Genomic DNA, 19,845 nt, shown 5'->3' on the forward strand with positions numbered 1-19,845 from the left:
AGGGGGGAAAGGGGGTGAGGGGAAGAAGGGGTGAGGGGAAGAAGGGGTGAGAGGAAGAAGGGGTGAGAGGAAGAAGGGGTGAGGGGAAAGGGGGTGAGAGGAAGAAGGGGTGAGGGGAAGAAGGGGTGAGGGGAGTGGAAAGTGGCGAGGGGGTAAAGATTTTCATTACTGAACTGCGGATCTGTAATTCAGAAGGGTGTGACTGATTCCGCAGGATATAGGTTAGGCAAACCTTAGTAGGTAATCTCCGGGGTGTCTCATCCCTTTGGAGTGTTTGGAGCATCCTTGAAAACTACTGTTGCCCGCCACGGTGCTGTTTCGCTTGCGACGATTTGTGCGTTGTTGTCAGCCGGTGTGGCGGTTCCGGCTTATGCGCAAGTGAGCCCACCCGTAACTGAAACCTCAACTACACCGCTGTCCGTTGACGTCGGGACGATGACGTGGGGGATTCGATCTTCATTCAATAACTACACGCACGGACCGACCGAGTTGATCGGCACCGCCACGGAGAATGAGAAAAAGAACAGGTTCGGCTTTTCAATTGAGGCAAAAACTTATGATCGCGAGAGTGAACGATTCGAAGCGAAGTTCAGTGGCGGCGTGCGGTACAAGAAATACTGTGACCGTGGGGCGCAGGATAAGTGTCAGCTCGATCTGAAAATCGAGAATCCGCGCATTGTCATCAGTCCAGAGGGATCTTTTGTCTATGCGACCGTCACGTCAAAGCAGTATCCGAGTGGAAATGTTTACCTCAACTCAGGGGTGGATGATTCCAAGCCAATCGCGCAGCTGCACACTGCGAGTGCTGACTTTAAGACCAGTGGGAGCGTAGTGACATGGTCGGAGATTCCCAGCACACTGACCCGAGAAGGCCGCGAAATGTTTTCTCATTTCTACCCGGTAGGTGTGGGATTGGATTCGCTTACGTTCAGTTTCGACGTATCGGGACTGGAAGGTTTTGCTCGGCCGTCCACCGACGGCGCAGCGTTCGCCGTATCCACGCGAAAGTTTGACAATGAGGCGCTTTACGAACGGCGCCGTGATCTGTTTGCGTTGAAAGACCATGTCATTGTTGCAACAGCAGATTACCGATGGAGTCCCGTGGCGAAAGCTGGTTTTTCCCTATTGGATCGTGATTTGAACGAAGTGCATTCGCAGCGTGTGCGTCTCAATGAATACGGTGCAGTGGCTTTTGATGATCGCAACAAGGACCTTTATTTTGTTGGAAAGCAGAATTCTGAATCGCGGCCATTTAACGACGATTTCCAAACTGTCTACAAAGTACACGTTGATGTGAAGACAGGGTTTGGTCAGCCCGTCGTTGTGCACACTTTTGCGGACCCTGTCACGGCGATTGGTTACAACCACTGGTCGGGTAGGGTTCTAGCGGTGACCGAGACGCAGGCCGCAGTGTTGAATAGCGGGGCGGTCTCTCCTACTGACCTGCCACGTCAATCAGATTTGGTGGCAGATGCGGGCTTTATTGAACCCGAAGGTATGTATGGGGAAGCGCAAGCGGGCTTCCCAGTTAAGCACGACCTACTGGCGATGAAGGACGGCAGTTTCATTTTGAACTCGGGTACTAGCTCCGCGATGAAAAATGGTAAGAAGTATTTCGGTCTGATGGTGGGAATTGATGCATCCGCGCCTGAACTGTCTGCTCGTTTGCTCTCAGAATCCGCGAGTTCTGAGTCTGGTATGAAGACTACGGCTGCACGAACCAATGGTGAAACAATCGTTCGGTACAACTCCATTGGGCAGCCTGAGTACTCCTTTGCGCAGACTCTCCGCTATGAAAACGGTCAGCTCCATCGAATTAATGATGTATCGGCGGGTCGGGAAGATGTCGCCGATGGCGAACACAGTGATATCAAAGTATGGGGAAATGCTGTCCTCACGCACAGCGGCACATTGCTTGCGCTAGATGCTAACGACGGGCATCTTAAAAGGTTGAACACTCAAACTTTAAAACGGGAAGCGGCAGAAGATATCGCTATTCCGAAGGGAGCAAAGACCAACGAGTACCTCCATGGCGGGATGCTGTTGCTGGATGAGGGAACGATTTTTGTACCCTCTTATGACGATGCGCCAGGTGAAGGCGAAGAACGCTATGTGCTGCGGAAAGTCTACGATCCTTCCTTTATTCCGCCGGTCGTAGACAAAGGGCAAGGCTACGAACCCTTGGAGCAGGGAACGGGTGAGGGTAAAACACCGGCGGGTGAAGAGCCGATGCCTACGGGAACGGCTGACGCACCTGATAAACCGACACCCGGCGAACCAACAACTGGTGAACCAATGCCCAGTGAATCAACACCCAGTGAATCAACATCGAGTAAACCCCCGGCGCTGAGCGGATCAGCAACCAGTGATTCAGTAACCAGTAAAACCCCGGTGTCGAGTGATTCGTCAGGCTCTGTCAGCCCCGAAGGCAGCGACAACTCCTCGATGGACAAAAAGCCAGGAGACTCCAAAACGTCGTTGTGGTGGACGTTCACTAAATGGTTTGGAATTCTCGGCGGTGTGCTGGCGCTGATCGCCATCCTGGATCACTTCTTCGGGAACATCATCCGCCACGCGTTTGTTCGCTAGCGCTCTCGAACCTCTCATGACTCGCGGTTGAACCCCGGGGTGGAGTTCACTGAGGAGCTCGTAGAGTGGATGGAGAACTCGACCGCCAGTCTTTGCCTGATCCCAGCTCACCTAGACTGGCGACATGACTGACGGCATGACTGACGGTACAAAAGTTGGCTCGACCGATACCTTCGCTAGCCGCATGGCGAGCGTCCCAGACCAGGTTCTGGTCGATTTCGATCAGCCCGCTGACGTAGTCGCCCCGCAATTGTTGGGTGGGATTCTGCGCTTAGGGCACGTAGCTGTGCGAATCACCGAGGTGGAGGCTTACCTGGGCGAAAGCGATCCCGCGTCCCACGCATTCAAGGGGCCCACCCCTCGGTGCGCGACGATGTTCGGCCCTTCGTCCCATTTGTATGTTTACGCGAGCTACGGCATCCATCGCGCTGGGAACCTAGTATGCAGCCCTGATGGGCACGCGGGCGGAGTGCTGCTGCGGGGCGGGGAGGTCGTCGCAGGTTACGACGTTGCACGGCGCCGTCGGGGACCTAAGGCGCTCGACGCCGCGCTGGCCCGCGGCCCCGGAAACCTCGGGCAGGCGATGGGGTTTGACCTCGAGCTCAATGGGGCGGAGGTTCGCCAAGGCGGCAGCCCTGATTTCCTCGCGCTGCCCGATTCCGCAACAGCACCGGCCCCGTCTGGTTTGCCTAATCCGGTTGATTCGGCTGAGTTGGCTGCCTCGTCTGCCCCGGCCCCGCTGCCCGTCTTATACTTCCGGCGCGCCAGTGAACCCGTGGAATTCGTCGCGGGAAAACGCATCGGGATCAGCAAAAACGTCGAGGCCCCACTGCGTTTCTGGATCCCAGGAGACCCAACCGTCAGCACCCCGCGCGGCCGACCAAAGTTTTAAACTGGTGTGCGCGCTGAACCCCCGGTGTCAACGTTGCAGAACGAGATGCCTTCCCACCGCGCTTCTTGAGTTTTTCATTCTGCTTTTCGAATAGGTGCCGCGCCGCTTTTGGGACAGGCGTCGTTCTGTTTGCAGACACGCCCCTTCTTCTCGGGCAGGTGTTGCTCCGCTTTGGGGACACGACCCGTTCTGCTTTTCAGGCAGGCCCCGTTCCGCGTTTTAGACAAATGCGGTTTCTTGGGCGAGCTAGGTCGTGCCATCATTTAGCGCGAGCGTGGGAATTGATGGCCCGGGCTTGATCGGCCGGGTTGTCTGCGGCGACCACGAGACGTGTGAAGTGCTCGTCAACCAGTTCGACGACAAGGGCGTTTTCAAAGCCATTGACGTTATAAAAGGTGCGTTCGCCATCGGAGTGGAACGTGCCACTGAGCTTTTGTCCAATACGCAGGCCGGGAGCTCGGAATCCTTTGGGCTCTTCCTTCATCCCGGGATCGTGAGTGGCGCCGCGCACGTGGTTCCATGGGATCGTGAGGCTGCCCGTGAAAGACCACAGCTTGTCGAGGCCCTGGGGCTCTACGACGAGGTTTTCTTCGGTAAAAGTGATCTTGTTGCGCATGGAAATCTCCTTAGTGTGAGAGGGTGGGAGTGTCTGGGGTGTGACCAGTGAGAGGGCCAGGTTTCTCGCGCGGGGCCCGGGTCTACTTGCGCGGGTCTCGGGTTGCTTGCGCGGAGCCCGGGTCTGTTCGCGCGGAGCTCAGTGGCCGGCGCGGGATAGGACGTGTTGGCCTAACTCAGCTGGATCGTCGTTAAAGCAAAGTCGAACGGCTTCGTGCGTACGAGCGCGGATGTCCTTGCTAGTGGGGGCTAGTTCCGTGAGTGCAACGAGGACGAGGTTTTTAGCGTCATAATCGACGATGCCCTCCTCCGCACTTTGACAAACCGTTTCTAACGCCATGCGGAATAAACCGTGTTTAGATCCGAAAATCTTATAGAAACTGGAGCGGTTCAACCCCAACTCCTTCAGGACCGTATCCACCGATAGTGCGTTGAATCCGTGTGTGCCAAAGGTGACGATTGCGGCGCGAAGAACGTCGCTTTCGTTGAATTCTCGTGGTCTAGCCATAGTTTAAGAATAAACGTTCTGGAATGAATTGTCCACAACTCACCGAAGAAGAAAGGGCGGCACCCGAAGGTGCCGCCCCCATATCAGCCACCAAGCCTACTGTGGCGGCACGTTACCAGTCATGATGATGCGGCCAGCGGACTCACTCCACCGGAAACTGGCGTGCGCCTCACCGGAGCGTTCCGCGTTACTTTCGCCAGGCAGTGGGTAGTGATAAACCACATTGAGAGCGTCATCGCCCGTACGCGTCACGGTCGGCATGAAACCGTATGCCTCCGATGTGGTGGTTCCTAAGTATTCCCCGTAGTTGAATAGCATGATCTGGAACGGTGACGACGACGTCGCGCCATGAATCGTCACTGTAATCCACGACAGGGGCGCACAGGGGTCGTAGCCATCAATATCCGCGGTGCTCGCATCCCAATCCCAAGAGTTGGGCTTGACCCGTGAGATATTGTCCCGCACCGCCTGAGTGGCACTATCGGAACCGCATTGTGGCGATGACGATTTCCTAGAATGCTCGCTTTCGCGGTCGCGTGAAGCTCGCACGTTCGGTGGCAGCTCGCGTTTCGATGTCAGGGTAGGAGAGGGCCGGTCTTTGGAGGGGGTTTGCGGGGTAGCTTCGACGCTGGGTGTCGTTTCGGGTTGTTCTTTTTGGGACGACGCCGTTTCGTTCTCCATTGTCGAGCATCCGGAGATAACGAGTCCTGCTGCGACGATTAGCGTGGCAATCCGCTTCATTACTTCGACTTCCTTCCTAGGTAGATGCGCAGGTGCCAGACAAAGTTCAGTAGAACCAGCATCGCTGCGGTGTGAAGCAAGGTAAAGACGGCAACGAGGCCTGGCTTGGGGCAAATGTGGTTGATGCCTCCAATGTAGAAGATCTGCGCACGATCGTGCACGACGTGCCTGTCGAAGAGGATCGCTATCAGCGCTTACGACTGAGGATGGCACTATCGGATTCGTTTGATCAGGTGTGGAGTTCCGCTCGGGGGCATGGGCGGTTGAGCCCAGAGGCGCGGTACATCATCCCGTCGCGTTATGGCTGGTGTCCGTATGTTTTCCGCGTAGCTGAAGGCGGGTGGCGCCGTGATGAGTTCGAGGGAAGTAACGATCGCTTTAGGCGACGCGAGGCTACTACATCGACTACAGGAACAATCGTCTGATCGAGCTTGGGGAGCCAAATCCCAACAACGCGTGGCGACCGAGGGACCGCATCTTGAAAAAAGCGCCAACGGAGCGGGACATGGAAGTAGCTAAGGTGCTGGCGGGTTCGGTCATTGCACTTGGGCCGGCGCGGCGGAATCCGGTGATTAGGTTGCGGCAGCGGGGGCGGCGGTTGTTCTGAGAGAACGGTTCTGCTGACTTTTCCCGATTTGCAGAACGAGCTGCGTGGTCCTTTTGCGATTTGCAGAACGAGATGCGCTGTTGAGGCGATTCTTGAGGCATCTGAGTCTGCTTTTCGGGCTCCGGGGAACGAGCTGCGCTGACCTTTTCCGATTTGCAGAACGAGATGCGCTGTTGAGGGGATTCTTGAGGCATTTGAGTCTGCTTTTCGAATCCGGAAATCGCGCGTGTATTGATTTTGGTTTCCTAGCGTTGGCACACGCAGAGTTCGTACCCATGGGGAAAGAAACGTCGAGCGAGGGCGCTTGAGAAAAGAAACAACCGCACCTGCTTTTTCGAGCAGATGCGGTTGTTGTCGTTACCGGAGGTTCTCCCCAGTTTCAGGCGTTAGGCCTCAAGCGTTGGGGGCGCCGGGAGCACCTGGGACATTAGGCGTGATCTTGATGATGCCGCCTTCGGTCTTCGTCTGGGACTGGCCCTGCTCTTGCGCAGGAGCGTTGTCCTCGGACGGAACTTCCTTGGCAGCAGGCGCAGCTGGAGCCGCCGGTGCTGCCGCAGCCTCGGTTTCAGTTGGGGCCTGAGCCTCTTCGGTATGTGGTTCCTGTGCCGGAACCTCTTCGGCTGAAGCTTCCTCGGATGCCGGTACCGAAGGTGCCTTAGCTTTTGGAGCTTCCGGTGCTGCTGGCGCCTCGGCCTGTGCCGGTGCAGCTGGAGCAGCTGCAGGAACCGATGGAGCAGCAGGCGCTGGAGCGCCCGGAGCGCCTGGGGTCATCGCGCCCAGCTTGATGACACCACCTTCAGTGCTAGCTCCCGATTGTGCTGGTGCGGAAGGCGTAGCTGGCTCGGACTTCTGAGCAGCTGGAGCTTCCGGTTCCGCAGAAGCGGCTGGCGCAGCCGGAGCACCCGGAGCGGATGGTGCACTCGGCGCTGCTGGGGTCTGAGACTGAGGAGCCTGGGCCTCAGCGGACGCGGTTTCAGCGTCTGCCTCGGCCTGAGTTGGTGTTGCTGGAGCTGCTGCAGGAGCCGAAGGAGCTGCTGACGCGCCAGGGGCGGCTGGAGCTCCCGGTGCTGCTGGAGCGGTTGCACCGAGCTTGATCTTGCCGTCAGAAGTGGTCTCGGCTGCAGCTGGTGCGGCTGAGGTAGCCGGCGCAGCGGACTCTTCTTGGGCGGATGGAGCCTTTGGAGCGCCAGGAGCTGCTGGGGTTGCTGGAGCACCCGGTGCCGCTGGAGCGCCAGGAGCCGACGGGGCACCTGCGGATGGAGCCTGGGGTGCTGGAGCCTTTGGAGCACCAGGTGCCGCTGGGGCGCCTGCGGATGGAGCCTGTGGAGCGCCCGGTGCCGCTGGGGCGCCTGCGGATGGAGCCTTTGGAGCTGCTGGAGCTGCTGGAGCACCCGGAGCCGACGGGGCGCCTGCGGATGGAGCCGCTGGAGCGCCAGGAGCCGACGGGGCACCTGCGGATGGAGCTGCTGGAGCCTTTGGAGCACCCGGAGCGCCAGGAGCTGCTGGAGCACCTGCGGATGGAGCTGCTGGAGCGCCTGCGGATGGAGCCTGTGGAGCACCCGGTGCCGCTGGAGCACCCGCAGCACCTGCACCCGCTGCTGCCGCAGCTTCCTTCTTCTTCGCTTCCTCGGCCGCCTTCTGCTCAGCCTTGCGCTTCTTCTCTTCTTCAGCGCGACGCTTCGCCTCTTCCTCCGCCTTGCGCTCAGCCTCCTCGCGGGCCAGCTTCTCTTCATCAACCCAACCGCGCTCTGGAGCAACCAGGAACTCTGGTTCCTTCGGCGCTGGCAGCTTGCCGTCGACCATGATGGATTCGCGGAACATCTGGGAGATGTCCAGAACCTGAGTGCGCTGGCTCTTGTCCTCGATATCGGACTGACGGTTGTTAACACCGTCGCTCATCATCGTCTTACAGAATGGGCAACCCACGGCAATCGTGTCGGAGCCCGTCGCCAGCGCCTCATCCGTACGGTTCAGGTTGATGCGCTCGCCGATGTGCTCTTCCATCCACATGCGGGCACCACCGGCACCACAGCAGAAACCGGTGTCGCGGTTACGATCCATCTCCACCAAGTTTGCGCCGGATGCACCAATTAGCTCACGCGGAGCTTCGAAGACCTTGTTGTGTCGGCCCAGGAAGCATGGGTCGTGGTAGGTGACCTGACGCCCCGTCTGAGGACTGTTCACAGGCTCTAGTCGGCCTTCGCGGATCAGCTTGTTCAGCAGCTGGGTGTGGTGAACCACGTCGTAGTTGCCGCCCATTTCTGGGTACTCATTGCGCAGGGTGTTGAAGCAGTGTGCACAGGTCACGACGATCTTGCGCTGCTTCGGTGGTACGCCTTCGAACGCATCGTCCAGAACCTCGATGTTCTGCTCTGCCATCATCTGGAAGAGGAACTCGTTACCAGCACGGCGGGCGGAATCACCGGTACAGCCTTCGCCCTCACCCAGTACGGCGAACTTCACACCAGCGGTGTACAGCAGGTCCGCCACGGCGCGGGTGGTCTTGGCAGCGTTGTCGTCGTATACGCCGGCACAACCAACCCAGAACAGGTACTCGGTATCGTCGAAGTTCTCGATGTCCTGGCCGTAAACCGGGATGTCGATGCCGTCTGCCTTGGCCGCTTCGATCCACTCGGAACGCTTGTTGTTGTTCTGGCCCCAAGGGTTTCCCTTGGTTTCCATGTTCTTGAACAGGCCACCCAGCTCGGTTGGGAATTCGGAGTCCACCAGCACTTGGTAACGGCGCATATCCACAATGTGGTCGATGTGCTCGATGTCCACTGGGCACTGCTCAACACAAGCACCACAGTTGGTGCAGGACCACAGGATGTCTGGATCGATTACACCCTGCTCGCCGGAAGCAACCAGCTGCAGCAACGGCATGTCGGCGTGTGCGTCGATGGCTGGGTCGTCCAGAACCGCAGTGCCACCGGAGAACATGCCAGCACCACGGGAGCTCTCGGCTTTGGCGGCCTTCAGGTATGGGGCAGATTCGATAGCGTTATCGCGCAGCGCGGTGATCAGCAGCTTCGGGCTCAGTGGCTTTGCGGTGTTCCATGCGGGGCACTGTTCTTGGCAACGTCCACACTCCGTACAGGAGGTGAAGTCCATCCAGCCCTTCCAGGTGAAGTCGTCAATGGTGCCCGCACCGATTTTGTCGGTGTCTGGGTCGGCGTTCTCCATGGTCAGGATGCGACCGTTGGAGGTCATGGGCTTTGCTGCGCCCAGGGCGTTGCGACCATCGGAGTTGCGCTTCAGGAAGATGTTGAAGAACGCCATGAAGCGGTGCCAAGCGACACCCCACTTGACGTTCTGGCCAACGATGAACAGCCAGATCATGCCGGACAGCAGCTTGATCAGGGCGAAGATGGAAACCAGCAGCGGGGATTCCGGCAGAATCTTGGCCACCTGCATGGTGAAGAAGTCCGTTGCTGCATGGCCGCCCTCGTAGCTGGCGAAAGTAGCGATCTTGGAAGCCTTCACCAGGATCATGCCCAGACCCTCGATCAGGACCACGGCTTCCACGAAGTATGCGGCCTTGGAGTTCGAGCCGTAGAAGCGGGCCTTCTTATCCTTGTCGCCGATCTTCTGACGGATGATGATCAGCGCGATGATGCCCAGGACGGTGCCCAGACCCAGTAGCTCATCAACGAAGTGGTACAAGCCCCAGTTGCCGATGATGGGCCAGCCACCCTCGGGGTTGAAGATCTGAATGTAGGCCTCGAACCACACCATGGATCCCAACAGGAATCCAACCATGACGAACCAGTGGGCGACTGCCACGCCCGGTTTCTTGGCCATCTTGGTGTGGCCGATGATTTCCTTGATCAGGTTCATCAGTCGGCCGGCGGGGTTATCCGTCCTCTTCAGCGCCGGTTGGCCGAGGCGGATCGTGGTAAAGATCTGCGCCGCGCCACGGATGAAGAAGATCCAGGCGGGCAGTGAAAGCAGCGCGCCAATGATTCCCAGCGGAATGGTGATGTTCCACGGAATGTCATTGGAGGTCGCCTGCCCTGCTGCAAGCAGGTCCATGTTGTGCTCCTCGCAAGTCCGGTGTGAGTCAGGGTGACTCTGTCAAGTAGTTCATATCCGTGCCGGATTATGTATGAACTAATTACTTACTAGGGCACAATATCAGTCTTGGGGTGGCTTTTTTCAATTTTCGCCAGCCCGCTGACCAGCGCTAATTAGCAACAAATGTGTTGCCTAATTCACTCGGGGCCCTTATGTGGTAGCGATCTCAATCATCCGCTTGCGCGCCGCACGCCCTTCCGGAGTATTTGTGAGGTGGTACATGTGGATCGCCCCTTCTTCTTCGTGCAGCGTTGCCACTGCCCCTACTTCTTTTATTCTCGACGCCAACTTTCCGCAGTCTGGGAGCGAAATATCCCTGGTGCCGCAATAGATATAGGTGTGCGCGGGGCGGGGGCTGGACAGGGCTTCGCATAGCTTTTCCGAGGTCATCAGGAGCGGGCTGACAGCGGGGTGTTGGGTCGCGGCGGCGTCGGAACAAATTCCGGCAGTGACTAACCCAGAGGCCCACAGCACACCTTGGGGGCGTAGCACCTGGGGGTTTAGAAGGGGATCGGAGGGGAGGAACTCCTCGATGTCAGGATTAGATAGATCCATATCTAACCAAGGGGCGTTGAGGACGATGGCCTTGGGGGCGGGGAGGGGGGACTCAGCAACATTAGAGCCGGCCATGCTGTCCCCGAAAGGCCATGCCAGCGCGCTCAGGAACAACCCGCCACCAGCCGAATCTGCAATGACTGTGACATTATCTGCGCCGTGGTCCGCGACCAGCTGACGGTAACACTCGCGGATCAGCGGCAGACCGTGAGCGGCGGAGTAGTCGGGAACTAGACCGTAGAGGGGAATGTCCACGCGCAGGCCGGCTTCGGCGAGCTGGCTCACGAAGTTCCAGTTGCGCGGTTGAATGGGTTTGACAAACCCGCCTGGCAGTACGTACAAGACAGCCTTGTCTGCGGCCTTGGCGGGAGATACCTCGTCGAGGTGGTCGCTCTCGGATGTGGTGCTTGGACCTCCCGCGGTAACGCCTTCAAACTGCATGGGTGCGACGGACCATACGGGGAAAGAGGTCGGGGGTGTTGTGCTGCGCAGTGTTGGGTTGCCGGGTGCTGTGCTGCCCGGTGTTGGGTTGCCTGGTGCTGTGCTGCCCAGTGTTGGGTTGCCCGGTGCTGTACTGCCCAGTGGGGTGATGTCCACGTGACGCATCGACAGCGCAAAGTGCTGTCGCAGAATGTGTGGTGGTTCTGCGGGGGACGGGGCGGCGCTCAGCGTGGCGTCGGGATTAGAAGCCCGTCGCGAAGCCAGATAAGCGGAAACGCGCATGGAAAAGCTCATGGGACCAGCGTAGTAAAAAGTTTTTGGAAAAAGTTGAGTCGATCGGGAACAAGGTTGAGGGGTTGTGAGTTGAGTAGGGTGTGAGCAGGTTGAGCGTGAATGACTCAAGAAAACTTGACTCCAGCGAAATCTTCCGCATACTGGAGAGCATGAGTTGAGTCATCCGCACTAAAGGCTCGATGATCGACAACACAATCCAATGAAGGATTAACACAAACAGGAGGTAGCCCATCATGGGACGTGCAGTAGGTATTGACTTGGGAACCACCAACTCTGTGGTTTCCGTACTCGAGGGTGGCGAGGCAACGGTTATCGCTAACTCCGAAGGTTCCCGTACCACCCCATCTGTCGTTGCGTTTGCCAAGAACGGCGAGGTTCTGGTGGGTCAGTCCGCTAAGAACCAGGCAGTGGCCAACGTGGACCGCACCATCCGTTCCGTCAAGCGCCACATCGGCGAAGACTGGAAGACCACCATTGACGAGAAGGATTACACCGCCCAGGAAATCTCCGCTCGTACGCTGATGAAGCTGAAGCGGGATGCGGAGGCGTACCTCGGCGAGGACGTCACCGATGCAGTGATCACTGTTCCTGCTTACTTCAACGACGCCCAGCGCCAAGCCACCAAGGATGCCGGTCAGATCGCCGGCCTGAACGTGCTCCGCATTGTGAATGAGCCAACGGCTGCGGCTCTGGCTTACGGCTTGGAGAAGGGCGACAAGGAGCAGACTATTCTGGTCTTCGACCTGGGTGGCGGTACTTTCGACGTCTCCCTGCTGGAGATTGGTGACGGTGTTGTCGAGGTTCGCGCAACCTCCGGTGATAACGAGCTGGGTGGCGATGACTGGGATCAGCGCATCGTTGACTGGTTGGTAGAGAAGTTCAAGTCCAGCAACGGTGTGGACCTGTCCAAGGACAAGATGGCTATGCAGCGCCTGCGTGAGTCCGCTGAGAAGGCAAAGATCGAGCTGTCCAGCTCTCAGCAGGCTTCCATCAACTTGCCGTACATCTCTGTCGACGCGGACAAGAACCCACTGTTCCTCGATGAGACCCTGTCTCGTACCGAGTTCCAGCGCATCACCCAGGACTTGCTGGATCGCACCAAGAAGCCATTCGAGGCTGTGCTGAAGGATGCTGACGTCAGTGTCAACGACATCGACCACGTTGTGCTTGTCGGCGGTTCCACCCGTATGCCAGCTGTGTCGGAGCTCGTGAAGGAGCTGACCGGTGGCAAGGAGCCAAACAAGGGCGTAAACCCAGATGAGGTTGTTGCCGTTGGTGCTGCTCTGCAGGCTGGCGTGCTGCGTGGCGAGGTTAAGGACGTGCTGCTGCTGGACGTCACCCCACTTTCCTTGGGTATTGAGACCAAGGGCGGTGTGATGACCAAGCTGATCGAGCGCAACACCACCATCCCAACCAAGCGTTCCGAAACCTTCACCACTGCCGAGGACAACCAGCCTTCCGTGCAAATCCAGGTCTTCCAGGGCGAGCGCGAGATGGCTGCACACAACAAGCTACTGGGCTCCTTCGAGCTGGGTGGCATCGCACCAGCTCCTCGAGGGTTGCCTCAAATCGAGGTCACCTTCGACATCGACGCCAACGGCATCGTCCACGTCACCGCGAAGGACAAGGGCACAGGCAAGGAAAACACCATCAAGATTCAGGATGGTTCCGGTCTGTCCCAGGACGAGATCGATCGCATGGTCAAGGATGCCGAGGCACACGCTGAAGAGGACAAGAAGCGCCGCGAGGAGCAGGAAGTTCGCAACTCCGCTGAGTCCATGGCGTACCAGACCCGCAAGTTCGTCGAGGACAACAAGGAGAAGGTCTCCGAGGAACTGCAGACCAAGGTTGAGGACGCTGCCAAGGCTGTTGACGAGGCACTGAAGGGCGACGATATCGAGGCCATCAAGGATGCCGTCGAGAAGTTGTCCGCTGAATCTCAGGAGATGGGCAAGGCCATCTACGAGGCCGAGGCTGCCGAAGGTGCCGCTGGCGCTGGCGCAGCTGGTGGTGCCGACGCCGGTTCCGCTGACCAGGATCCCAACGTTGTCGACGCTGAGGTAGTCGACGAGGAGGACGAGAAGAAGTAATGGCTGACAATCAGAACGTGAACCCGGGAGATCCCGGCTCCACCGATGAGGAAGCCATCGCACAGGACTTCGCCAACATCGACGCTGATGCAGCGGCCGAGGCTTTGATCGACGAGGCTTCTGAGGAGGATTCTGCGGCCGCTGCGGCTGCGGAGGCCGATGCGGTGGCCGACGAGGCTGCGCAGTCCGTTAGTGAGGAAACTCGCGAAGCAGAGGAAGCTGCGATGGAAAACGGTGCGACCGCTAATCCTGAGGAGGCTCTGTCCAAGGAGCTCGCGGAGCGCACTGAGGACCTGCAGCGCGTGACGGCGGAGTACACCAACTACCGTCGCCGCGTGGAGCGCGACCGCGCTTCCGTTATCGCTGGGGCCCGGGCGGATATTGCCGCTCAGCTGCTTCCGATTGTGGATGACTTGGATCTGGCTGAATCTCACGGTGACCTCACTGGCCCCTTGAAGGCGATGGCTGACAAGCTCCAAGGCGTGCTGAACTCCGTGAAGGTGGAAGCTTTCGGCGTCGAGGGCGAAGAATTCAACCCCGAGCTGCATGAGGCGGTCCAGGACACCTCCACCGGCGATGACAAAGTGGTTGGAACCGTCCTGCGCAAGGGTTACCGCGCGGAGGACCGCGTGCTGCGCCACGCCATGATTGTCCTGGCCGATCCGCAGTAGATTCACCGTTGGTGAGTATGACGTAGAAGACGGACGAGCCTAGAAAACTCAAACCCCGCCGGTTGAACTCCGGCGGGGTTTTCGGTCAACGAGCAATTGATTCCAAGTGGTGGACCAAGAACAGCTCCAAAAGACTCATGAGGGCTCGGGACCTGCGCCCGGACCCGCGAGGCCGCCAGGTCCTTCGCCGTCTTCCCAGCCCTGGTTGAGTTTCTCCATCAGGTAGGCCGTGGGCTTGACCTCGAGTTCTGCGGAGCGTTCGTCCTTCCATTTCACGTCGGTAAAGGTGATGATTTCACCCAGGTGGGAGATCATTAACCGTGGGCTCAGTGCGCCTGCCTGCTGGGTGAACTCCTCGGCAGCGAAGGTGGCCATCAGCCCGATCGAGCCCATGAGATCGGCGCCCGTATCCACCTCCCGGACTAGCGTGATGTGGCGATGTGGTGATGCAAAAAGCAGCCCCACGCTGCGGTCGATGCTCGGTAGGTAACGCTCCGCGATCTCATCCAGGAGGATGGGGACGGAGCCGACGTAATAAGAACTGCCTTCAAACACCCACATGCGTTCCCCCGGCTTACCCTGCTCGCCATTGACGGAATGCACCTGTAGGTCAGAATCGATTAGTTCCTGCCACAAGTTGCGGAAACCGATGCGGAATAAATCCTCCACGGGCCCGCGATCCTTTAGGGATGCGGGGCTTAAGCCAAGCACCGAATGAGGTAAATCTTGAACGAGGTGGATACATAAAGCATCCGAGAACGGCCGCACCGGTGAATCCGGGTTGAACTCGCGGGCATGGAGCTGCAGGCTCTCAGGCAAAAGGTCGATCGCGGTCAAACGTACGCGCAACAGTCGGTAGAACTCCGCATCCGGAGTGGACTGTAGATTCTCCGCTGTCTGCAGTGACGCAACTAAACCCGTGACGAACTCGTGCACCAAGGGCGGCATCTCTTCCTCAAAGTTCCGCAGCTGGGCGGCCTGCTTCACGATGTTCTCCAGCCCCATGACGTTCCCTTCGCTCAGCTCGGGGGCGGGCAGCGTTCCGCCATAAGGTCCCGGCGCGGGGCCAGTGTGCCGTACCTGATTGTCGATGTCCTGCGGCTTCTCGTAGTAGACAACCTCCGGAGTGGGATTCGCGCCGTAACCGAGCTCGTTGAGGGTGCGCACGATGTGGCGGATCAAGGCATCCGATGCTTCCGGATCCAACCCGCGGAGGGGGATCGGTGGATCTTCGGGGCCAGCCTCCGGCGAATGCCCAGGGGGCACTGGGGAGGGGGACAAGGGGGCGTCGGTAGAAGGGATGTCGGACGGCGGCCCAGCAGGAGGTGGCCCAGCATGAGTTGCCCCAGGGTGAGACGGCTCAAGGTGGGACGGCCCAGCATGCGTTGGCCCAGGCGCATCGTTTGATTCGGATGGTGAGTTGTGGGAGCCGAAAAGGCGGTTAAGCCACGAGCGCTTCTTAGGAGTCATAATGTCCACCCTAGCGATAAGTGCCCGGCGGTAAACGGGAATGGTTGGCGGTTCGCAGGGCGCAGGTCGCAGGGCGCAGGGCGGGAATGGTTGGCGGTTCGCAGGTCGCAAGTGGCGGTTCGCAGGGTGGGTACAGGTGGCAAGCGCGCAGGGACCCGAGACCATCCGACAGAACTGGAATAAAAGTTGAGCGTGGTCGTTATAAGAATTAGATTCCCAAAGTTCAGCGCGGTAGACTCAAGTTGACTTGAGGTTCGCGCGAACCGACGGCTGAAGACGAACGTAACCGAAGGCTGAAACACAGTCACTTGCGCACAGTCACTTACGCACGTCAACCGCAAAGGTCGCAGCCGTAACTAGCAACACAACATTCACCAACAAGGAGAGAAGACATGGCACAAAATGAGTGGGCCGAGAAGGATTACTACGGTGACCTCGGCGTATCTTCCTCCGCGAGCGCGGACGAGATTAAGAAGGCCTACCGCCATATCGCCCGCGAGAATCACCCAGATAAGAACCCCGGCGATACGGTTGCGGAGGATAAGTTCAAGCGGGCCTCGGAGGCCTACAGCGTGCTGGGCGATAAAGAAAAACGCGCCGAGTACGACGAGCTGAAGCGGCTGATTGCGTCTGGTGGGTTTGGCACGGGCGGTTTCGGCTCGGCTGGGTTTAGCTCCAGTGGTTTTGGTTCGTCCGGGTTTGGCTCCGCCGGGTTTGGTAAGTTCTCCGACTTCGGCGGGGAAGGGTTCGACGTTTCCGATCTGCTCGGCGGGGTGTTCGGGGCTTCTTCTGGGGGACGACGCCACGCTGGTGCCGGCCACCAATCCCAGCGGTCCACTCGTGGGACGGACGTGGAAACGGAGATCACCCTGGAGTTCCGCGAGGCGACTAAAGGTGTGACGGTTCCGATCCGCCTGACCAGTCCTGCTCCGTGCCAAACGTGCCACGGTTCCGGTGCGAAACCAGGGACCACCCTGAAGACGTGTGCCACGTGTTCCGGCCGAGGGGTGACGTCCGAGCAGCGCGGCGGATTCGGTTTCGCCCGTCCATGTGTGGACTGCGCGGGTACGGGAACGCGCGTGGAGGATCCGTGTGCAGATTGTGCCGGTTCCGGGCAGCAGTCACGGACGCGGACCATCACGGTGCGCGTGCCCGCGGGCGTGGTCGACGGTCAAAAGGTGCGCCTTGCGGGGCAGGGTGCAGCAGGGGAGCGTGGCAAGCCATCCGGCGACCTGTTCGTCACGGTGCATGTCCGGCCCGACAAAATCTTCACCCGCAGCGGGGATGACCTGAAGCTGACTGTTCCGGTGAGCTTCAGCGAGCTCGTGTTGGGTGGTGCGGTGACCGTGCCCACGCTCGATTCGAAGGTGCGCGTGCGGATCCCGCAGGGAACTCAGGATGGGACGACGCTGCGGGTGCGCGGGCATGGCGTTAACAAGAGGAACGGCGCCAGCGGTGACTTGCTGGTCACCGTGAAGGTTGAAGTGCCGAAGAACCTGGACGAGGGCGCGATGAGTGCCCTACGCAAATACGCGGAAGAGGAGAAGCGCTCCGGCTTCGATCCGCGTGAGAATTGGGATGGGAGCTAGACCATGACCAAGAATGCGGCCAATGATGGGGCCCAACATACGGCTCAGGACGGGGCCGAAGTACAAGACCGTAACGGAACCGGATCGAACCGTGAGGGGGCGGGCAATGCGGGCAAGTCACACGCTGCGGGCACCCCAAAAGAGGAAAAGCGCGAAGTGTTCGTCATATCCGTAGCAGCGGAGATCACGGGAATGCATGCGCAAACATTGCGCACGTATGACCGCATCGGGCTGGTCACACCCGAGCGCACCCGCGGTGGCGGGCGCCGGTACTCGCGCGAGGATATTGATCAGCTGCGGGAAATCCAGCGTCTCTCGCACGAGGAGGGTGTGAACCTCGCCGGGATAAAAACGATCATTGAGCAGCAGAATCGCATCGCCCGCCTGAACCGGGAAATTGATTCCCTCGAGGCGGAAGCCGCGATGTTGCGTCACAAGCTCACCGAGTTGCAAACCCGCCTGGACCGGGGAGAAGGTGGCGGGCGCTCGCGGGGCGAGATCGTTCATGTGCCACGTTCCACTGCGGTGGTGTTGTGGGAGCAGCGGCGGGGAAAGCGGCGCTAGTTCAAGCAGGTCTTGCTAGTTCACGCTCGCCGCATACAACTGTGCGTATTCTCCGCCCTGAGCCAACAACTCTTCGTGATTACCCTGCTCCACGATGGAGCCATCCTTCATGACCAGGATGACATCCGCGTCGCGGATGGTGGATAGACGGTGCGCAATGACAAACGAGGTGCGATCCGACTGCAGCGCAGACATTGCCTTTTGCACCAGAGCTTCGGTGCGGGTGTCCACAGAGGATGTAGCCTCATCCAAGATCAGCAACGCGGGCTCCGCCAAGAACGCGCGCGCGATGGTGATTAGCTGCCGCTCACCGGCGGATACCGAACCCGAATCCTGGCTGATGACGGTTTGGTAACCATCGGGAAGTGCATGAACGAAGCGGTCCACAAACGTGGCTTTGGCCGCGGCGATGACTTCCTCATCGGTGGCATCCAAACGGCCGTAGCGGATGTTGTCCATGATCGTCCCCTCGAACAGCACGGCATCTTGCAGCACCATTCCCACCTGCGAACGCAACTGCTGACGGGACAATCTGGCAGTATCCACCCCATCCAGCAGAATCTGCCCACCGTCAAGCTCATAGAAACGCATAATCAAGTTGACCAGCGTGGTTTTGCCAGCGCCCGTGGGTCCAACGATTGCGACAGTCTGGCCAGGGCGGACCGTCAGGTTGAGGTCACGGATAAGGGGCTTGTCCTCCACGTAGCTGAAGCTCACGTCGCGGAACTCGACCGCGCCCTCGGATCGGGTGGCCAGTGGAGAGCGGGCCGCCTTCTGCCCAGCCTGCCCATCCAGTCCAGCTACATTCTGCCCAGCCTCATTCCGCCCATCCAGTCCAGCCGCCTCCTGCCCAGCCTGTCCATCCAGTCCAGCCACATCCTGCTTCTCCTCTTCCGCATCCAGCAACTCAAAGATGCGCTCGGCGGAAGCCACGCCGGACTGCAGCATGTTCATCATTCCTGCCAACTGGCCGAGGGGCTGATTGAACTCACGGGAGTACTGAATGAAGGCCGTGGCATCGCCCAGCGTCAGCGAACCACTAGCCACACGCAGGCCACCCACAACGGCGATGCCCACGTAACTCAAATAGCTCAGCCACTGCATCAGAGGCATCATCATCATCGAATAAAACTGGGCCCGGCTGGCAGATTCGAATAGCTGGTCGTTGCGGGCGTCGAAAACATCCTGCATATCGGCGCCGCGACCGTAAGCCTGAATTAGTTCGTGACCGGTGAAGCTTTCCTCGATGTGACCGTTAAGCCGCCCGGTTTCGCGCCACTGATCTGCGAAAAGCTTCTGGCTTTTGCCGCCGATGATTCCGATGACAAGCGCCGTGAGCGGCAGCGATACCAGCGCAATCAAGGCCAGCTGCCACGAGACAATAAACATCATCACGATGATGCCCAGGATCGTCAGCGCCGAGTGGATCAGTTGACTGATTGCCTGCTGCAACGCCTGCTGCACATTGTCCACATCGTTGGTGGTGCGCGACAGCAGGTCGCCGCGCTGGCGAGTATCAAAGTAACTCAGCGGCAGCCGGTTGATCTTGTTTTCCACCTCGCGCCGCAGGTCGTAGATCACCCGCATGACCAGCGAATTCAGGATGCGCCCCTGCAGCCACATGAACAGCACGCTGACCGCGTACATCGCCAGCACAATCAGCAGATAGTGCCCCAGCTTGTCGAAATCGATCCCCTGTCCCGGCACCACATCCACCGCAGTCAACATGTCCGCGAATTTTTCTTGGCCTTGCGCGCGGGCACCCTCGATGGCTTGTTCCTTCGTGATGCCACTTGGCATCTGTTTACTGATGACGCCCCCGAAGATCACATCCATCGCCTTGCCCAAGATCTTCGGGGCGATCACGGACAAGACCACGGAGATGATGACCATCGCGAACACAACCGCGAGCGCGGCCTTCTGTGGGGCGAGCAACCCCACCATGCGTGTGGCGGACGGCCAGAATGCCTTGGCCTTGCGGGGAGTGCTGCCACCACCGAAACCGTCCATGGTGCCCACGGAATCGCCGAGTTCCTCGATTTCCGCCTCGCTGATATCGGCACTGGTGGCTGACTTGGTAGCTGACTTGGTGGCTGGCTTGGTGGGTGTTGTTGCCTTGGCGGACTTGCGGCCGTGCCGCTTCAT

The 19,845-nt window shown here is 59.1% G+C and carries 14 protein-coding genes; 7 read left to right on the top strand and 7 right to left on the bottom strand.

From position 1 onward, the window contains the following. Positions 1–285 precede the first annotated feature (285 nt). Together HMPREF3098_RS05595 and HMPREF3098_RS05600 are read left to right on the top strand one after the other, a co-directional pair. Entirely contained in the window at positions 286–2,589 is a 2,304-nt protein-coding gene (locus HMPREF3098_RS05595; protein ID WP_141739679.1) for an HtaA domain-containing protein, read from the top strand. Positions 2,590–2,773: 184 nt separating this feature from the next. After that, positions 2,774–3,481, top strand: coding sequence for a DNA-3-methyladenine glycosylase (locus HMPREF3098_RS05600; protein ID WP_070434359.1), 708 nt, complete (start codon positions 2,774–2,776; stop codon positions 3,479–3,481). A 259-nt stretch (positions 3,482–3,740) separates the two neighbouring features. Here the strand turns inward: HMPREF3098_RS05600 and HMPREF3098_RS05605 are convergent, their stop codons facing one another. The 3 genes from HMPREF3098_RS05605 to HMPREF3098_RS05615 all read right to left on the bottom strand — a co-directional run bounded on the left by HMPREF3098_RS05605 (position 3,741) and on the right by HMPREF3098_RS05615 (position 5,345). Beyond that, positions 3,741–4,097: a hypothetical protein gene (locus HMPREF3098_RS05605; RefSeq protein WP_070434331.1), complete on the bottom strand. Its 357-nt coding sequence runs from the start codon at positions 4,095–4,097 to the stop codon at positions 3,741–3,743. A 138-nt stretch (positions 4,098–4,235) separates the two neighbouring features. Continuing rightward, complete coding sequence (locus HMPREF3098_RS05610; RefSeq protein WP_070434332.1) at positions 4,236–4,604, bottom strand: TetR/AcrR family transcriptional regulator; 369 nt, start codon at positions 4,602–4,604, stop codon at positions 4,236–4,238. A 96-nt stretch (positions 4,605–4,700) separates the two neighbouring features. Then, complete coding sequence (locus tag HMPREF3098_RS05615; RefSeq protein WP_083284166.1) at positions 4,701–5,345, bottom strand: LppP/LprE family lipoprotein; 645 nt, start codon at positions 5,343–5,345, stop codon at positions 4,701–4,703. Between the two features lie 71 nt (positions 5,346–5,416). On the opposite strand from HMPREF3098_RS05615, the gene HMPREF3098_RS11295 reads away from it, so the two are divergent. Beyond that, positions 5,417–5,770, top strand: coding sequence for a hypothetical protein (locus HMPREF3098_RS11295; protein ID WP_141739680.1), 354 nt, complete (start codon positions 5,417–5,419; stop codon positions 5,768–5,770). Positions 5,771–6,345: 575 nt separating this feature from the next. On the opposite strand, the gene HMPREF3098_RS05625 is transcribed toward HMPREF3098_RS11295, so the two are convergent. Continuing rightward, the gene (locus HMPREF3098_RS05625) at positions 6,346–9,984 is read right to left on the bottom strand and encodes a (Fe-S)-binding protein (RefSeq protein ID WP_070434334.1); all 3,639 of its coding nucleotides are present in this window, start codon (positions 9,982–9,984) and stop codon (positions 6,346–6,348) included. A 192-nt stretch (positions 9,985–10,176) separates the two neighbouring features. Then, entirely contained in the window at positions 10,177–11,316 is a 1,140-nt protein-coding gene (locus tag HMPREF3098_RS05630; protein WP_141739681.1) for an alpha/beta hydrolase fold domain-containing protein, read from the bottom strand. Positions 11,317–11,549: 233 nt separating this feature from the next. Here HMPREF3098_RS05630 and dnaK point away from each other — a divergent pair, with 233 nt between their 5' ends. Then, positions 11,550–13,406 carry a molecular chaperone DnaK gene (gene dnaK, locus HMPREF3098_RS05640; protein WP_070434337.1) on the top strand — a complete coding sequence of 619 codons (1,857 nt, stop codon included), beginning with the start codon at positions 11,550–11,552 and terminating at the stop codon, positions 13,404–13,406. After that, positions 13,406–14,077 (top strand): nucleotide exchange factor GrpE, encoded by a 672-nt coding sequence (grpE, locus tag HMPREF3098_RS05645; protein ID WP_070434338.1) that lies wholly within the window; start codon positions 13,406–13,408, stop codon positions 14,075–14,077. The genes dnaK and grpE overlap by 1 nt, the downstream gene beginning before the upstream one ends. 135 nt (positions 14,078–14,212) lie before the next feature. On the opposite strand, the gene HMPREF3098_RS05650 is transcribed toward grpE, so the two are convergent. Further along, positions 14,213–15,547, bottom strand: coding sequence for a hypothetical protein (locus HMPREF3098_RS05650; protein ID WP_246815858.1), 1,335 nt, complete (start codon positions 15,545–15,547; stop codon positions 14,213–14,215). Between the two features lie 392 nt (positions 15,548–15,939). On the opposite strand from HMPREF3098_RS05650, the gene dnaJ reads away from it, so the two are divergent. Together dnaJ and HMPREF3098_RS05660 are read left to right on the top strand one after the other, a co-directional pair. Then, positions 15,940–17,136 (top strand): molecular chaperone DnaJ, encoded by a 1,197-nt coding sequence (dnaJ, locus tag HMPREF3098_RS05655; protein ID WP_035116307.1) that lies wholly within the window; start codon positions 15,940–15,942, stop codon positions 17,134–17,136. A 156-nt stretch (positions 17,137–17,292) separates the two neighbouring features. After that, positions 17,293–17,700, top strand: a complete 408-nt coding sequence (locus HMPREF3098_RS05660) for a heat shock protein transcriptional repressor HspR (protein ID WP_035116355.1) — start codon at positions 17,293–17,295, stop codon at positions 17,698–17,700. Positions 17,701–17,715: 15 nt separating this feature from the next. Here HMPREF3098_RS05660 and HMPREF3098_RS05665 read toward each other — a convergent pair whose 3' ends face one another. Beyond that, positions 17,716–19,845 (bottom strand): ABC transporter ATP-binding protein, encoded by a 2,130-nt coding sequence (locus tag HMPREF3098_RS05665; protein ID WP_083284176.1) that lies wholly within the window; start codon positions 19,843–19,845, stop codon positions 17,716–17,718.

Source organism: Corynebacterium sp. HMSC28B08 (assembly GCF_001806865.1).
Taxonomy (GTDB): Bacteria; Actinomycetota; Actinomycetes; order Mycobacteriales; family Mycobacteriaceae; genus Corynebacterium; species Corynebacterium auriscanis.

Excerpts from the sequence above, each read along its gene's own strand:
- HMPREF3098_RS05600 (WP_070434359.1), top strand. The coding sequence starts at position 2,774 with ATGGCGAGCGTCCCAGACCAGGTTCTGGTCGATTTCGATCAGCCCGCT.
- HMPREF3098_RS05605 (WP_070434331.1), bottom strand. The coding sequence starts at position 4,097 with ATGCGCAACAAGATCACTTTTACCGAAGAAAACCTCGTCGTAGAGCCC.
- HMPREF3098_RS05610 (WP_070434332.1), bottom strand. The coding sequence starts at position 4,604 with ATGGCTAGACCACGAGAATTCAACGAAAGCGACGTTCTTCGCGCCGCA.
- HMPREF3098_RS05615 (WP_083284166.1), bottom strand. The coding sequence starts at position 5,345 with ATGAAGCGGATTGCCACGCTAATCGTCGCAGCAGGACTCGTTATCTCC.
- HMPREF3098_RS05625 (WP_070434334.1), bottom strand. The coding sequence starts at position 9,984 with ATGGACCTGCTTGCAGCAGGGCAGGCGACCTCCAATGACATTCCGTGG.
- HMPREF3098_RS05630 (WP_141739681.1), bottom strand. The coding sequence starts at position 11,316 with ATGAGCTTTTCCATGCGCGTTTCCGCTTATCTGGCTTCGCGACGGGCT.
- dnaK (WP_070434337.1), top strand. The coding sequence starts at position 11,550 with ATGGGACGTGCAGTAGGTATTGACTTGGGAACCACCAACTCTGTGGTT.
- grpE (WP_070434338.1), top strand. The coding sequence starts at position 13,406 with ATGGCTGACAATCAGAACGTGAACCCGGGAGATCCCGGCTCCACCGAT.
- HMPREF3098_RS05650 (WP_246815858.1), bottom strand. The coding sequence starts at position 15,547 with ATGACTCCTAAGAAGCGCTCGTGGCTTAACCGCCTTTTCGGCTCCCAC.
- dnaJ (WP_035116307.1), top strand. The coding sequence starts at position 15,940 with ATGGCACAAAATGAGTGGGCCGAGAAGGATTACTACGGTGACCTCGGC.
- HMPREF3098_RS05665 (WP_083284176.1), bottom strand. The coding sequence starts at position 19,845 with ATGAAGCGGCACGGCCGCAAGTCCGCCAAGGCAACAACACCCACCAAG.